Below are 15,381 nucleotides of genomic sequence, written 5' to 3' on the forward strand. Positions count from 1 at the left end.
AAGGAAATCCGCAAAAGAAAAACAGGTCCAACCAAAGTCGGACCTGTTAAGCAACTACCTCGCGCTTGTTTTCAAATTTCTCGTAGCTCTTCTCTTGCATAATCGTCTTTAAGATCTGGACACTTTCCCAAACCTCTGTATAAGTTGTATAGAAAGCAACCGGAGCTAACCGGATGATGTTTGGTGCACGGAAGTCAGGAATAATACCCGCTTCCTTCAAGGCCTTGCATATCCGTATGGCCTCATCGTGCTCAAGACTGACATGCCCACCTCGGCGCTCATCCTGCTGTGGGTTCGCAATGGTAAAGCCCATGTCTGCCAGCTCCACCTCGATCAAATCCATCATGAACCGCGTTAAGCCGAGCGACTTGGTACGAAGCTTTTCCACAGACACTTCCTGGAACATTTCCAAGGAACCAAGCAGTGGGGCGAGACTCAGCATATGTGGGGTACCAATCTGGTAGGCGCCCGCATTTTCGCATGCATCCAGCGTATGTTCCATGTCAAATTGCTTATCCTTTTTCGAACTGAACCATCCCGCCAATCCCGGAGCCCTGCCAAAATGCTTGCGGTTGACATAGAGGCTGCCTACACTTCCGGGCCCTGCATTTACGTATTTGTAGTTGCACCAGTATGCAAAATCCACTCCCCATTTGCTGAAGGAATGCGGGATCGCTCCTACAGAGTGACACCCGTCAAAACCAATCAGAATGCCTCTCTCATGTGCAGCTGCTGTCAACCGTTCGATATCGAGCAGCTGGCCACTGCGATACAGGACCGTCGGAAGGACTACCAGTGCTACTTCATCCGTCATCGCATCGATTATATCCTCTTCTTCAATCAGGCGGCCATCTCTTGACGCTACCCGAACCAAATGCTCTTCCGGGTCCAGTCCATGGAGCTTCATTTGACTCTGGAGTGCGTATATATCGGTAGGGAAATCCAGCTCGGTCGCAATCACCTTCGTCCTCTTTCCAACCGGATGATAGAAGGTAGCTGCCAGCTGATGGAGGTTGATCGTCGTAGACCCCGTTACGATCACTTCCTCGGGGCTTGCCCCTACAAGTGCTGCGCTCATCTCTCCCAATTTCTCCGAGAAGAAAAACCACGGATGGTTACCCGTTGTCCAGCCTTCCACACCCAGCTCCTTCCAAGACTGCATCATGTCCAGTACGCTCTTTTCCGCTCTTTTTGACATGAGCCCAAGCGAGTTGCCATCCAAATACAGGCTCGGAAGCAGATAAAACTCTTCGCGATAGCTCGCGAGTTCGTCCTGTGCATCCAATTGCTGTGCGTACGCTTTCGTTAGGGGGCTTGATTGAGACATAGCTACCTCCTCAGCTTGTTCTATCGTTTCCTCCTATTATAGGCTGAATTTTCAAACAAGAGAATCATATTTACAAAAAGAAAATCTCGTGCCATCTACGACACGAGATTTTTATCCAAGTATAGCTGCGTTAACCAAATGACTAGCAAGATTTGCGCGATGCAAAAGAGCGGGAGCAGGATGAGAAAAGACATATGCTTGGTCTTATGCCGTTGAATGAGCATACCCTCAAGCGCACCGATCCCTCCTCCTAAAAATGCGACCAACAAAAGACTCAGTTCCGGAACCCGAAAACCTTTTTCTTTCGCCAGACGCTTGTCTGTCTGCATCAGGTAATAAGCATAGCCATTCAGCAGCAAAGCTCCTGCCGCCAGCACCCAGATATTCGAATTGAAGTATCCTGCCAAGAGGAGGACCCAGCTTATGACGAGCACCAGCACGAAATTGCGGCGGTGGGCAGCTAATTGTTGATGGTACATTTCTTATTCTCCTTTTGCCCGATATGCCCGATTTGCCATAAACTGCTTGCGTACGAAGAATACCACAGCCAATACAACCACGATCACCAGCAAAGCGTAGAAACCGTATTTGCGGATGACTTCGATAATGGCTTCCACATTATTACCGAATACATAGCCGAGAAAATAAAAGCCGATGGTCCAAACCAATCCGATCGGATAAGACAGCATCGCATAACGACGAAACGTCATACCGCCAAGCCCGACCAAATAAGGTACGACATGACGGACAACCGGAAATAAGTAGCTGATGCAAAGAGCAGCAGTACCATACTTCTCCAGCAAGCCCGTTGATCGATTCACGGCATTCCTCGTTTTCTCGGTTTTGCACAGCCATTGCAATATCGGTTTCCCAAAGTACTTTCCAAGTAAAAAGCCAATCGTCAATCCGGAGGCAACCCCTAAATACCCCGCTAAAAAAGAATACCAAGGGTTTAAAACGCCGATGGAGGCAAGAAATCCTCCTGTAGCGACAACCAGCTCATCGGGAATCGGCAAACCGACAATCCCTAGCCAAAGCAGGAAAAAAATCGCTACGTAGCCGTATTGCTCTATGATTGACATCAGCAGGTCGACTTCCATGAGGCAAAATCCCCTATCTTGCCACAGTGCGGTCATTTCTTGACATACTAGCAGCTATGGCATCGCACGATATCTGACTCTATGTATTACGTATGAATCTCAAAAAAGGTACTTGTTTATTTTGCAATAGATGCACGTATTTTATCAACCACAGATACACCAGGACTCTATCATGATAGATGTTTGAGCGCTTCACGTCTGGACAGGCTCGCGATTGGAGTCGCTTCTACAAATTCACGCACGGCGTTGGGATTTGTTTTCGCATACTCTCTCAACGCCCAGCCGATTGCCTTCTGAATAAAAAACTCTTTGGAATCCGCGCATCTTTCCACCAAGGAAAAAAGCAGCCGCTGATCTGTCTTGTCCTTGTACGACAACTGAAATAAAATCGCCGTTCGTTGCAGCCACATGTTTGCTCCATCCATCCAGGCTGTCGTATTCGGCTCGATCAGTTCGGGATGCAAGGCAAACAATTTGCCTGTTGCATGGGAAGCCAAATAATCCACGGTATCCCACCACGATTTTGTCGTGATAAGTTCAACAACGAACGGGAGATGGTCAGGGGTGAGACGCTTTTTGGACTTCTCGAGTACGTCAAGCGCTACATACTGGTACTCTCGCGCTGGCAAAGCCCACAAGGAACGAACGACCTGCTCCCAATTTTCGGGAGCGCCATAATCACGAAAGATTTGTTTGGTCAGTTCTTTGCGCTGCGGCGATTTTATTCCCAGAAAAGGAAAATGATTTTTCATGTACTGCGCCATGGGGCCAGCCACAATTGAATCGCCATGTGTACGCAACAGTCCCTCGACAGCCCCCGTATACTCGCTTGCGTTCATCTGCGTCTACTCCCCCAACTCCTCTGATATCTGGTGGTTTAGCCTGCTGCTTGGACGTCCTGCTTGACGACAGCAAAAGCATTTTGCTCTTCATCTTTGTACGGATAATACACGACGAGTATAAAGTCACCCTCGACAATCTCACCAGTCTCCAACCATTTTTCTATGTCAAAGGTCACCTTGGCAGTCAGCGTGTGCTTGAAGTAATCTTTTTCCAATGCAGCATGTGCCGCAAAATCATCGCGGAGTCGCTCACGCTGCTCGGTTAGGACAGCGAACGTCTGCTGCATCTCTTCCTTGTCCATGACATCCTCCCACCACAGCTTGCGCGGGCGATGCTTCTGGTTGCGCAGGAAATCGAATTTCATCATGCTGAGCACATGCCCCATACCGTCTACTTGCTGGAAATGCAAAAACTTCTGCAAGCGCACGAACAAATCCTCTAATTGATGGCCGATTCGGCTCCAGCCTTGATTTTCCCAATAGTCGCCAAATGCCTGGAAGAAGTCAAAAGCCGTTTCGAATTGATTCGCCAACAGCCACTCCACTGTATAGTCCATCCGGTGCGCATTCCAGTACTTTTCCAGAATGTCTTCTACACGCTTGATTTTTTGCATGTCATCAAAGGAAAGGACGTTGTTCCCCAAAATTTCGTAAGGTGCCTCATCCATAAAAACATAGCCGTGATTAGCCGCACGCGCACGAACACCTGTCCCGCGCAGCATTTTCAAAAAGCCGAGCTGAAGCTCTTCCGGGCGTAGACCAAACACGTCATTGAAGGTTTTGCGGAAGGATGCATAGTCTTCCTCAGGCAAACCAGCGATCAAGTCCAGATGCTGATCGATTTTTTTCGAATCCTTGATCTGTGTCACTGTACGCGCAAGGCGATCGAAGCGCTGAATCCGCTGAACAAGGCGGTTGGTCTCATCATTCGTGGACTGAACCCCAATCTCGAAGCGGAAAATGCCTGGCGGTGCGTTCTCGGTCAAGAAGTCGAGTACGTCTGCACGCAAAATGTCTGCCGTGATCTCGAATTGAAAGATTGTCCCATTGTGGTTGTCGATCAAAAACTGAAAGATTTCCAACGCATATTTTTTATTGATGTTAAATGTGCGATCCACGAACTTGATCGTTTTGACGCCGTGATTGATCAAACGCATGAGATCTTCTTTCACTCGTTCCAGACTGAAATAGCGTACGCCGTCTTCAATCGACGACAGACAGTATTGGCATTTGAACGGACAGCCACGGGAAGCCTCAAAATAGACGACGCGGTTGTTCAGCTCGTCCAGATGGTCCGCGTATGGCGAAGGAATGCTGTCCATCTCTTCCACTTGCGCACGCGGCATGGAAAAACGAACGTACTCCTCTTCGCGATAAGCGATTCCGGCTACATCACGCAGGCGTGGAGTCTGCTTGGTTTGCAATGATTCCTGATACACCTGCAAAAGCTCCAAAAAGGTCTGCTCCCCTTCACCAATGCAGATGACATCGATTTCAGGATGCTTCTTCATCCATTCGTCCGCATCATAGGTTACCTCTGGTCCCCCGAGGATAATTGGAACATCCGGGCAAATCTTTTTCAACGTGCGAATGACACTAAGCGTCTCGCGAATGTTCCAGATATAACAGGAAAATGCAACGACATCGGGCTTTCGCTTGTGTATATCTGCTACTATATTTAACGTCACATCGTTGATGGTATACTCCACCAGCTCAATCGAAGGAAATGCTTCCTGGGCATAGCTCCGCAAATAGCGCAAAGCGAGAGAGGAGTGAATAAACTTGGCGTTTAAGGTCGATAGTAAAATCTTCATGGATGGGTCTACTCTCCTTGCAAAATTCGGCACCAAAAAACCATCTGCAATCGATGGTTCATGGTCTGACCGATCTTTTTCCTTTCGTAACAGTACCATACGAGACTAGTAACGGCAAATCGTTACCGGTTTAATTCGCGCACCACATGCCCCAGCTCCGGCACGATCAACCGATTCATCGCCAGTCGCACCGCACCTGTCGAGCCTGGCGTGGAAAAAATCATTTTCCCTTTCCGCGTCCCTGCAATCGCACGACTGAGCATCGCTGCCGAGCCGATGTCTTCTGTGAAGCTCAACATCCGAAACAGCTCGCCAAATCCCGGCATTTCCTTATCAAGCAAGCCAGAAACAGCCTCAAAGGTATTGTCTCGAGGCGAAATGCCGGTACCGCCATTGAGAAGAATGACTTGAACGTCGTCATGTGCGATTCCTGCTTCGATTGCCGCAATGACCTGTACAGGCTCGTCCTTAACAATTTGATAAAGTACAACGCTGTGACCAGCTTCAGTCAGAAGCTCTTTCATTAACTGTCCGCTTTTATCTGTATCCTCTGTCCGAGTATCGGAAACGGTAATGACCATGCATGTGACTTGCTTGGGCGATAGCGCCTTGTGTTCCTGCGTACTCATCCGTAATTTCCTCATTTCTTCAATATATATCTTTTCTCATGATACCATGTTCGCGATTCCAATACCCTCGTCGTTCCGGCAACAATTTCTTCACTCCCTATACCCGAGATGCTTCGCTTTCCTATATAATGCTGATGACTGCTATTTTTTCGACAGACAAGGAGGCGTGCGCGAATGCCAGAGCGACCTTATTTTTCTTTTCATTTCCACAAACAATCGCACACACCGATCTATGTACAACTCGCTGAACAATTAAAAACAGCGATTCTGCGTGGTGCCTTTCTTGTAGATGGACAACAATTGATATCGCTGCGAGATATGAAAACAATTAGCGGCTGCTCGTTGGAGACAGTCAAAAAAGCATACGATCATCTTGCTTTGGAAGGCTGGCTGGAAGCTGTGCATGGTAAAGGCTATTACTTGACGCAGCTTGCCAAAGAAGCTCGTTTGGAAAATCGCCTCCCGCTCACAGATATTCCGATTGCTTCCCTAGCTGATTCCTCCCCTCGTCCAAGCGAAGAGCTGGTGAAGCGATTACGTGGTGCTTTTTATGAGAGCCTGACCGTGTTGGATGAACCGTCCGCGAAGAAGAAAATCATGCGAACGCAGGCTGCCAAGGTTTTCGCTGATCACCTCAGCCGAAGGGGACTGCCCCACTCTCCAGAGCGCCTTCTGCTTTTTAACAGAAGCACGAGCGGCTTCGCCTTCCTAGCACAGCGCGTCATGAATGCGCGTGATGTCGTCTACGTGGAGGAGTATAGCTATCCCGTGTTCCTGCGCCTGCTGAGCCAGTGCGGTATTACGGTTCGCCCGATTCGCATGGATGAAGAAGGAGTTTGTATTCAAGCCCTCAATGAAGAGCAGGAGCATTATCCTGCCAATTGGCTATTGATAAACCCGCATTACCAATTCCCTACAGGCATCAGCTATTCATTGAAACGAAAGGAAGAGCTTCTCGAATGGGCACAGAATCATAACGTACGTCTTATTGAAAACGATCATTATGGCGACCTTTGGTTTGAAGAGCCGAGTGTTCCGCTGTACCAGATGGCTGCGCAGGCAAAAAGCACAATCGAGGTCTACTATTTGCATTCTTTGTCCAAAACACTGGCTCGCGATCTGCAATTGGGCGTGCTAATGCTTCCTTCTGAATTATCGAATGATGAATTAGAGCGCTACAGCCAGCTTGTTTCCATGACCGGAGCGGAACCTTCCCTGCTCGTCGTAGAGGCAGCCGTTCAACTCCTCGATGATCCATGGTTTTACGAAGAGTTTCTGGCAGATCGACGCGCCCTGTTCCAGGCCCGCTTCCTGCGACTCTGGCAGGAAAGACGGCACGCACTCCCCGATCACGCACGGATGTTCCCAATCACAGGCGGGTTAAATACGTGGATCAAATGGGGCACGCCAACCGCAAGAGCAACCGAACAAGAAGAGAGAGTCGTCGCTATTTTGCGAGAGGAAGGTCTCGAACTGACTGGCGGCCATGCTTTTCGCGTAGCGGATGAGCCTGCCGATATTCTGCGATGCCCGGCTGTCCGTTTCCCGCTTGCTCCACTGGAAGAACGAGAGTTGAAACATTGGCTCCACCGATTGGGTGCTGCTCTTCTTCGGTAAGTTTTCCAAGGGAAATGCCATACTAACAAATGGATTTCCCTATTTCCCTTTCACTAGACTCGAAAAAAGCCGAGGTATAACCTGCTATGATTAAAAAAATCGTAGAAAAGCTTCACCTTGATCCACCAAAAACGCTTGTACTTGGGTTTGCCTTGATTATCTTCCTGGGAGCGCTGCTTTTGACACTCCCGGTCGCTACTGTGGATGGACTTGGTCTGCACTGGCTTGATGCTCTGTTTACGGCCACCTCTGCTACGTGTGTAACAGGCTTGGTTGTCGTCGATACTGGAACGACTTTCACGACCTTTGGTCAACTCGTCATTTTATCGCTCATTCAAATTGGCGGTCTCGGATTCATGACGTTCGCTACATTCTTCGCATTGATCATGCGTAAAAAGATCTCCTTGCGCGAGCGACTCATCCTGCAAGAATCCCTGAATCAGATGTCGATAGAAGGTATCGTACGTTTAGCCAAAATGATTTTGATTTTTACTGCCCTTACTGAGTTTATAGGCGGGGTGCTTCTCTCTATTCGTTTTGCCTTTGATTTTCCTCTGCAAAAAGCGATCTACTTCGGCTTTTTCCATGCGATTTCTAACTTTAACAACGCTGGTTTTGACCTTATGGGCGAGTTCGCCAGCTTGACAGCCTATGTGGAGGATCCGCTCGTTAATCTCGTCGTCTGTCTGATGATCATTCTTGGCGGTATTGGTTTCATCGTGGTCAGTGAGTTATACGATTATCGTCATAACCGCCGCTTGTCATTACATACGAAAGTCGTACTGACAACAACCGGTCTCTTGATTACAGCAGGAACAGTGCTTATTTTTATTTTGGAGTACAACAATCCAAAAACGTTGCAGCCCCTATCCATGATGGGCAAAGTGCTCGGCTCCTTCTATCAATCGGTTACACCCCGTACGGCAGGTTCCAACACATTGAATATCGGTGACATGTATCAGTCGTCGCTTTTCCTCATTATTATCCTGATGTTCATCGGTGCTTCCCCTGGCTCGACTGGTGGGGGTATCAAGACGACGACATTTGCCACACTGATTGGTGCAGTTATCGCCCAAGTAAAAGGGAAAGAAGATGTCATCTTCTTCCGGCAACGCATCCTGTCGCACATGGTCTACAAATCGCTGACATTGACTATGATTGCCCTGTTCATTGTGCTTGTCATGACGATGGTCCTCTCTATTACCGAAACAGGGGCGCGCTTTGAGATGGTCCTGTTCGAAGTCACCTCTGCTTTTGCTACAACTGGACTATCCATGGGACTAACTCCTAACCTAACACCCCTCGGCAAAGCGTTGATCATTTTGACAATGTTTGCTGGTCGTTTGGGACCTCTCACAATTGCCTTTGCCCTCGCGCAGCGCAAGCAGAAGGAATACTTCCGTTATCCAAAAGGGAAGATCACCATCGGATAAACCATATAAAAAGGATAAAACCCTGCCAAAGCACCCGAAGGACTTTGGCAGGGTTTCGTTTTGTGTATGATTTATTGTTTTTGCCACTGTTTGGACAGCTCGTCGCGAACCAGTTGACCCATCTCTACTGTGCCAATCGCTTTGCTTCGGTCTGCCGCGATATCGCCAGTGCGATGTCCTGCTTCCAGTACGGACCAAACTGCGTTTTCCACGGCTGCTGCCGCTTCATCCATACCGAGCGAGAGACGAAGCATCATCGCTACGGACAGAATGGTTGCCAGCGGATTGGCAATGCCTTTTCCAGCAATGTCAGGGGCAGAGCCATGAACCGGTTCATACAGGCCAAAGCTGCCTGCTGCCAGACTCGCCGAGGACAGCATCCCAATCGAACCAGTCAGCATCGCTGCCTGATCGCTCAAGATGTCGCCAAACATGTTTTCCGTCACGATGACGTCAAACTGCTTTGGTTCTCGTACGAGCTGCATCGCGCAAGAGTCTACCAACTGATGAGACAGCTCTACATCTGGATAGTCGGCCGCTACTCGCTCGGCTACCTTGCGCCAGAGGCGGGAGCTTTCGAGGACGTTTGCCTTATCAACAGATACGAGACGCTTTTGGCGTTTGCGCGCAATGTCGAAGCCGACTCGAATGATTCGCTCGACTTCCGCTTCATGATAGATGCACTGGTCTTCTGCGACTTCACCGTTTGGACCGTCATAGCGTTTTTTCTCACCGAAGTAAATCCCCCCGGTCAGTTCACGTACAACGATCAAGTCAACGCCAGAAACGACTTCTGGCTTGAGGGAGGACGCATCCACCAGAGAGCTGTGCATGGTAGCTGGGCGAATGTTGGCAAACAGACCAAGCGCTTTGCGAATGCCAAGCAGCCCTGTTTCTGGACGAAGATGCCCAGGATTCTGATCCCACTTCGGTCCGCCAACGGCTCCCAAGAGCACAGCATCCGCTTGCTTTGCCAGCGTTACCGTTTCTTCTGGCAACGGTGTTCCATCCGTATCGATTGCGATACCACCGATCCGGCCTTCTTCACATGTAAAAGTAACACCTTCAAGTTCCCCTACGAGTGTAAGGACTTTAACCGCTTCCTGCATGATTTCTGGTCCAATACCGTCTCCAGGAAGAACGGCGATGCGATAGTTTTTCTTCATCGTTTATCCCGCTTTTCTATACGTAATGGTTTCCGAACGCTGCTGGTTCCTATGATCCTATCCACATTTGACCCTATCTTTATATCGTTGCACTGACGGGCGCAGGCTCGCCACGCCGCTCCATGATCTTGTTGACTGCCCGTACATAGGCAATGGCGCTTGCTTCCAGCACATCTGTACTCACACCGCGTCCCGTTACAATCAGATCGCCCTGTTGAAGGCGTACAAACACTTCACCCAACGCATCTTGCCCGTGAGTAACAGAAAGGATTTTGTAATCGACGAGGGAGACTTCTTCTCCGGTAGCGCGGTCAATCGCTTTGTAGATAGAATCAACCGATCCATTTCCACATGCGGCTTCTTCGCATACCGATCCGTCGGCACGAACCAGTCGTACACTCGCTGTCGGAACAGAAATGTTGCCATAAGCGAGCTGTACGGATTCCAGCTGGAACGCTTCAGGTCCGCGAACCATCTTGGAGTCGACCAATGCGAGGATGTCGTCATCGGTGATTTCTTTCTTTTTGTCGCACAATACTTTGAACGCTGCAAACGCTGCGTTTACCTCTTCTTGCTCCAGGTGATAGCCCAGATCAACCAGCTTTTCTTTGAATGCATGGCGCCCAGAGTGCTTGCCGAGAACCAGTTTGTTTGACTTGAAGCCGACCGATTCCGGACGGATGATTTCGTACGTAGTGACTTCTTTTAACACACCATCCTGGTGAATACCGGATTCGTGCGCAAAAGCATTTGCACCCACGACCGCTTTATTTCCTGGCACGATCATCCCAGTCAAACGGCTCACCAGCTGGCTGGTCCGTGCGATTTCTTTCAAATTCAGCTTGGTCGTCGTCTGGTAGTAATCCTTGCGAGTCTCCAATGCAAGAGCCACTTCTTCCAGAGCTGCATTTCCAGCACGCTCTCCGATTCCATTGATGGTGCCCTCCACTTGCGTAGCTCCACCCTCGACAGCAGCGAGACTGTTGGCGACTGCCATCCCGAGGTCATCGTGGCAATGGCAGCTCAGACGAATCAGATCAGTAGAAGGCACGCGTTTTTTCAGTTCACGGAAAATGTTTCCGTATTGATACGGCGTCATGTAGCCAACCGTATCTGGAATATTTACCGTGGTAGCCCCTGCCTTGATTACCGCCTCTACAACCTCTGCCAAAAAGTCGATCTCGGTACGCGCTGCATCCTCTGCGGAAAACTGAACTTCCGTAAAGTACTTTTTCGCATAGGTAACCGCCTCCACCGCCCGAGCAAGGACTTCTTCCTTGCTCATGTTCAGCTTGAACTGACGGTGAATCGGAGATGTTGCGAGAAAGACGTGGAGGGAAGCGTTTTGTGCGTTGCGAAGCGCTTCGTATGCCTTATCCATGTCGTCTTTTACGGCCCGAGCCAGACTGACGACGGTTGCATTCTTCACCCGTTTTGCAACTTCGGCCACAGACTTTTGGTCACCAGGAGAGGCAGCAGCGAAGCCCGCCTCAATTTTGTTTACGCCCAGCTTCTCGAGTTGAAGGGCGATCTCCACCTTTTCGTTCGTGCTAATATTGACGCCCGGAGACTGCTCCCCATCGCGCAGTGTCGTATCAAAAATCTCAATGGTCCGCATGAACTTTTCACCTCCACATTTTTCCCTACATTATATATAGATTTTTTACACGGCAATTATTGGCCGATTTTCGCTTCTTCTTTTTTCGTATCTTTGTTGATCCAAGACATCATGCCGCGCAGCTGCTCCCCTACTACCTCGATACCATGCTCGGATTCCAGGCGGCGACGGGAGGTGAAGCCAGGACGGTTTGCTTGGTTTTCCAAGATCCAATTGCGAGCGAATGTACCGTCTTGGATTTCTGCCAGTACTTTTTTCATTTCTTTGCGTGTTTCATCTGTGATGATGCGACGACCTGTGCTGTAGTCACCGTACTCAGCTGTGTCACTGATGGAGTAGCGCATACGAGCCAAGCCACCCTCGTACATCAGGTCAACGATCAGCTTCAGCTCATGCAAGCACTCGAAGTACGCGATCTCAGGAGCATAACCTGCTTCCACCAATGTATCGAAGCCTGCTTTTACCAGCTCGCTTGCGCCACCACACAATACTGCTTGCTCACCGAACAGGTCTGTTTCTGTCTCTTCACGGAAAGATGTTTCGATTACGCCAGCTTTTGTGCAACCGATACCGCTGGAGTATGCGAGTGCGAGATCTTTCGCGTTGCCAGTTGCATCTTGGTAGATCGCGATCAAACCAGGTACGCCGAAGCCTTCTTGGTATACGCGACGAACCAGGTGGCCTGGGCTTTTTGGCGCTGCCATGATTACGTCTACATCAGCTGGTGGCACGATTTGCGCGTAGTGGATGTTGAATCCGTGAGAGAAGCACAGTGCAGCGCCGGATTTCAGGTTTGGCGCGATCTCGTCGCGGTATACTTGTGCTTGACGTTCATCTGGCATCAGGATTTGAACCACGTCAGCGCGTTTGGTTGCTTCTGCTACAGTCAAAACTTCAAAACCGTCTTTCGCTGCAACATCCCAAGATTTCCCTGGGCGCAGACCCACAACTACTTTATAGCCGCTGTCGCGCAGGTTTTGTGCTTGTGCATGACCTTGGCTACCGTAGCCGATGATTGCGATTGTTTTCCCACGCAGTACCTCTTGTTTTACGTCCGCTTCATAGTACATTTTTACCATTTGTATAGCCTCCCTAAAAATGTTTAGTTTGAATTTTTATTCTGAAATTTTGCAATTTAAACCGTTGCAGCGGCTGTTGCTGGAACAATACTGCGCGCCATCGCTACTGAACCTGTTCTTGTCAGTTCAATAACGCCGTAGCTTTGTAATAGAACGAGCAGCGCATCAATCTTTTCGGTGTCACCCGTTACCTGCACGATCAGTGAGCTAGGGCCCACATCGACGATCGCGGCACGGAACGGCTCGACAATTCCATTTAACTCTGCCAGCTGGCTGGGCGATGCCGTCACTTTAATCAGTGCCAGTTCCCGTGAAACAAAAGGGTTCTCGCTGAGATTCGTGACGGAGATGACATCGATCAGCTTGTGCAATTGCTTCATGAGCTGATTGATTTGGCGGTCATCTCCCCCGGTTGAAATGATCATCCGGGACAGGCCCTGTTCTTCCGTGCCTCCCACCGTAATGCTGTCGATGTTGAAGCCGCGTTGGCCGAACAGTGTGGCCACTCTGGTCAAAACGCCTGGCTGGTCGTTGACGAGTACGGAAATGGTATGTTGCTGCATCCTAATCGTCCCCCAATTCCATCTGATCTAATGTGTCGCCTGATGCAACCATCGGATATACGTTTTCTTCCTGTGCTACTCGGAAGTCCACCACGACTGGTCCATCATGCGCAAGCGCCTCTGCCCAAACTGCTTCGGCTTCCTCCGGCGTACTTGCTCGCAAGCCTTTTACGCCATATGCTTCCGCCAGCTTGACAAAATCTGGGCTGCACGTCAGATCGATTTGGCTATAGCGATTATCGTAGAAGAGCTCCTGCCATTGACGAACCATTCCCAAGCACTGGTTGTTCACAATCGCTACTTTAACCGGAATGTTGTATTGGGAGACGATTGCCAGCTCTTGGTTGGTCATCTGGAATCCGCCATCCCCAACGACAGAGATTACCGTGCGATCCGGGTGAGCGATTTGTGCGCCAATTGCTGCCGGGAAGCCGAAGCCCATCGTGCCGAGACCACCGGAAGAGATAAAGGAACGCGGGTGCTTGAACTTATAGTATTGAGCTGTCCACATCTGGTGTTGTCCAACATCTGTTGTGACAATCGCTTCCCCATCTGTGGAGTTGTACAAGAGTTCAATGACGGCTTGTGGCTTCAATACGTCGCCATCTTTTTTGTACTTGTACGGATATTGTTTTTGCCACTCTTTCAACTGGCTGATCCACGCTTCCGAATCACAAGTTTTTGCGAGCGGAATCGCTTTTGCCAGCGTGCTCTTTACGTCGCCCGCTACTGTTACAGCTGTGTCTACGTTTTTCCCCAGCTCTGCCGGATCGATGTCGACATGTACGATGCGGGCTTTTGGTGCGAACTCCTTGGTGCGTCCCATCGTGATCCGGTCATCAAAGCGTGCTCCCAGACCAATCACACAATCCGCATTTAAGAGCGCTTGGTTCGCTGTGTAATTTCCGTGCATCCCTGGCATTGCCAGCGACAACTCGTGTGTTCCAGGGAAACCGCCCAATCCCATGAAGGTGTTGATCACCGGAATGCGTGTTTTTTCTGCAAAGTCGCGCAATTCTTTCTCTGCTTGAGCTGCAATGATTCCCCCGCCCGCCAAAATGACTGGACGCTTCGCTTCGCCAACTGCTTTTACAAACTCTTGTACTTCTTCGTCGCTTGGTACGAGTGAAGCGCGGTAGCCGCGAATCTCCACTTTATCCGGGTAGGTAAATGGTGCCTTCGCATTGGCGACGTCTTTTGGAATGTCGATCAATACTGGGCCCGGACGACCGGTCGTCGCGATGTGGAAAGCTTCCTTCACAATCCGCGGGAGATCGCGAATGTCGCGGACAAAGTAGCTGTGCTTCGTAATCGGGATGGTAATTCCCGTAATGTTTGCCTCTTGGAACGCATCGGTACCAATCAGCGACTGTGCCACGTTACCTGTGATGCAGACCAGCGGAACCGAGTCCATCTGAGCGGTTGCAATCCCCGTTACGAGGTTCGTTGCTCCCGGACCGGAAGTAGCGATACATACACCCGGTTTGCCTGTTGCTCGGGCATATCCGTCAGCAGCATGGATAGCGCCTTGCTCGTGGCGAGTCAAAATGTGCTTGAAGTAGCTCCCGTACAGGGAGTCATAAATAGGGAGCACCGCACCGCCTGGATAGCCGAAAATGTATTCGACCTGCTCCAGGATCAAACAGCGCAGCAGCGTTTCTGCTCCTGTCACTTCTTCCCCGAACTGAATCGGTGGAATGCCGTTCTTTTTCTGCAATTCGGCCATTTCAACACTCATTAACCTCTCCTCCTCCCAATTCTCAACAGGTATTGAAAATAACTATAGACACATAGAAAAACCCTTTCGCCCCGACACGGTTTTATTTCCATGTCTTTTGGGGCGAAAGGGTTCGCGGTACCACCCAACTTTATCGGCGCCTCACGGTCAGCCGATCTCAGCCAGTCACAGCAAATGTGGACTGTAACACGTTAACGGGTGTTAAGCGGTTTGGCCTACTACCTGCAAAGCAAGTTTCAGCTAAACGGCTCGGAGGTGAGCAATGCGGCGTACCCTATACCCGTTTCTCAGCATCAGGGCTCTCTGTAAAAGGGGTAACGCGCACCATCCTCGTCATGGCCTACTATTTAAACAATATTTTCAATATTGTTGTTGTCAGAATAAAGTGTTACGTCTGATTATAGCTAGGCACCTAGGGGGTGTCAACGAAAACAAAAAGATTTTACTGGACTTTC

The 15,381-nt window shown here is 49.7% G+C and carries 13 protein-coding genes; 2 read left to right on the top strand and 11 right to left on the bottom strand.

Annotated elements, in window-relative coordinates; all coding sequences use genetic code 11:
• Positions 1 to 46: 46 nt before the first annotated feature.
• From kynU to EL268_RS21585, 6 genes are all read right to left on the bottom strand, one after another.
• Positions 47 to 1,327 (bottom strand): kynureninase, encoded by a 1,281-nt coding sequence (gene kynU / locus EL268_RS21560; protein ID WP_106657536.1) that lies wholly within the window; start codon positions 1,325 to 1,327, stop codon positions 47 to 49.
• 95 nt (positions 1,328 to 1,422) lie between these two features.
• Complete coding sequence (locus tag EL268_RS21565; protein ID WP_106657535.1) at positions 1,423 to 1,806, bottom strand: DUF1294 domain-containing protein; 384 nt, start codon at positions 1,804 to 1,806, stop codon at positions 1,423 to 1,425.
• Between the two features lie 3 nt (positions 1,807 to 1,809).
• Positions 1,810 to 2,427: a DedA family protein gene (locus EL268_RS21570; RefSeq protein WP_106657534.1), complete on the bottom strand. Its 618-nt coding sequence runs from the start codon at positions 2,425 to 2,427 to the stop codon at positions 1,810 to 1,812.
• Between the two features lie 170 nt (positions 2,428 to 2,597).
• Positions 2,598 to 3,266, bottom strand: coding sequence for a DNA alkylation repair protein (locus EL268_RS21575; RefSeq protein WP_106657533.1), 669 nt, complete (start codon positions 3,264 to 3,266; stop codon positions 2,598 to 2,600).
• A 38-nt stretch (positions 3,267 to 3,304) separates the two neighbouring features.
• Positions 3,305 to 5,083, bottom strand: coding sequence for a B12-binding domain-containing radical SAM protein (locus EL268_RS21580; RefSeq protein ID WP_106657532.1), 1,779 nt, complete (start codon positions 5,081 to 5,083; stop codon positions 3,305 to 3,307).
• Between the two features lie 122 nt (positions 5,084 to 5,205).
• Positions 5,206 to 5,712 (bottom strand): MogA/MoaB family molybdenum cofactor biosynthesis protein, encoded by a 507-nt coding sequence (locus EL268_RS21585; RefSeq protein ID WP_106657531.1) that lies wholly within the window; start codon positions 5,710 to 5,712, stop codon positions 5,206 to 5,208.
• A 174-nt stretch (positions 5,713 to 5,886) separates the two neighbouring features.
• Here EL268_RS21585 and EL268_RS21590 point away from each other — a divergent pair, with 174 nt between their 5' ends.
• Entirely contained in the window at positions 5,887 to 7,329 is a 1,443-nt protein-coding gene (locus EL268_RS21590) for an aminotransferase-like domain-containing protein (protein WP_106657530.1), read from the top strand.
• A gap of 86 nt (positions 7,330 to 7,415) precedes the next feature.
• On the top strand, positions 7,416 to 8,762 hold the full coding sequence (locus EL268_RS21595) for a TrkH family potassium uptake protein (RefSeq protein ID WP_106657529.1): 1,347 nt from the start codon (positions 7,416 to 7,418) through the stop codon (positions 8,760 to 8,762).
• Between the two features lie 71 nt (positions 8,763 to 8,833).
• On the opposite strand, the gene leuB is transcribed toward EL268_RS21595, so the two are convergent.
• The 5 genes from leuB to ilvB all read right to left on the bottom strand — a co-directional run bounded on the left by leuB (position 8,834) and on the right by ilvB (position 14,926).
• On the bottom strand, positions 8,834 to 9,928 hold the full coding sequence (gene leuB, locus EL268_RS21600) for a 3-isopropylmalate dehydrogenase (RefSeq protein WP_106657528.1): 1,095 nt from the start codon (positions 9,926 to 9,928) through the stop codon (positions 8,834 to 8,836).
• 79 nt (positions 9,929 to 10,007) lie between these two features.
• Positions 10,008 to 11,546: a 2-isopropylmalate synthase gene (locus EL268_RS21605; RefSeq protein WP_106657527.1), complete on the bottom strand. Its 1,539-nt coding sequence runs from the start codon at positions 11,544 to 11,546 to the stop codon at positions 10,008 to 10,010.
• Between the two features lie 56 nt (positions 11,547 to 11,602).
• Positions 11,603 to 12,625: a ketol-acid reductoisomerase gene (gene ilvC / locus EL268_RS21610; protein ID WP_007728552.1), complete on the bottom strand. Its 1,023-nt coding sequence runs from the start codon at positions 12,623 to 12,625 to the stop codon at positions 11,603 to 11,605.
• A 56-nt stretch (positions 12,626 to 12,681) separates the two neighbouring features.
• A complete protein-coding gene (gene ilvN / locus EL268_RS21615) occupies positions 12,682 to 13,188 on the bottom strand; it encodes an acetolactate synthase small subunit (protein WP_016739051.1) in 507 nt (168 codons plus the stop codon).
• 1 nt (position 13,189) lies between these two features.
• Positions 13,190 to 14,926 (bottom strand): biosynthetic-type acetolactate synthase large subunit, encoded by a 1,737-nt coding sequence (ilvB, locus tag EL268_RS21620; protein ID WP_106657526.1) that lies wholly within the window; start codon positions 14,924 to 14,926, stop codon positions 13,190 to 13,192.
• Between the last annotated feature and the right edge of the window lie 455 nt (positions 14,927 to 15,381).

The sequence above is a fragment of the Brevibacillus brevis genome (assembly GCF_900637055.1).
In the GTDB taxonomy this organism is placed as follows: Bacteria; Bacillota; Bacilli; order Brevibacillales; family Brevibacillaceae; genus Brevibacillus; species Brevibacillus brevis.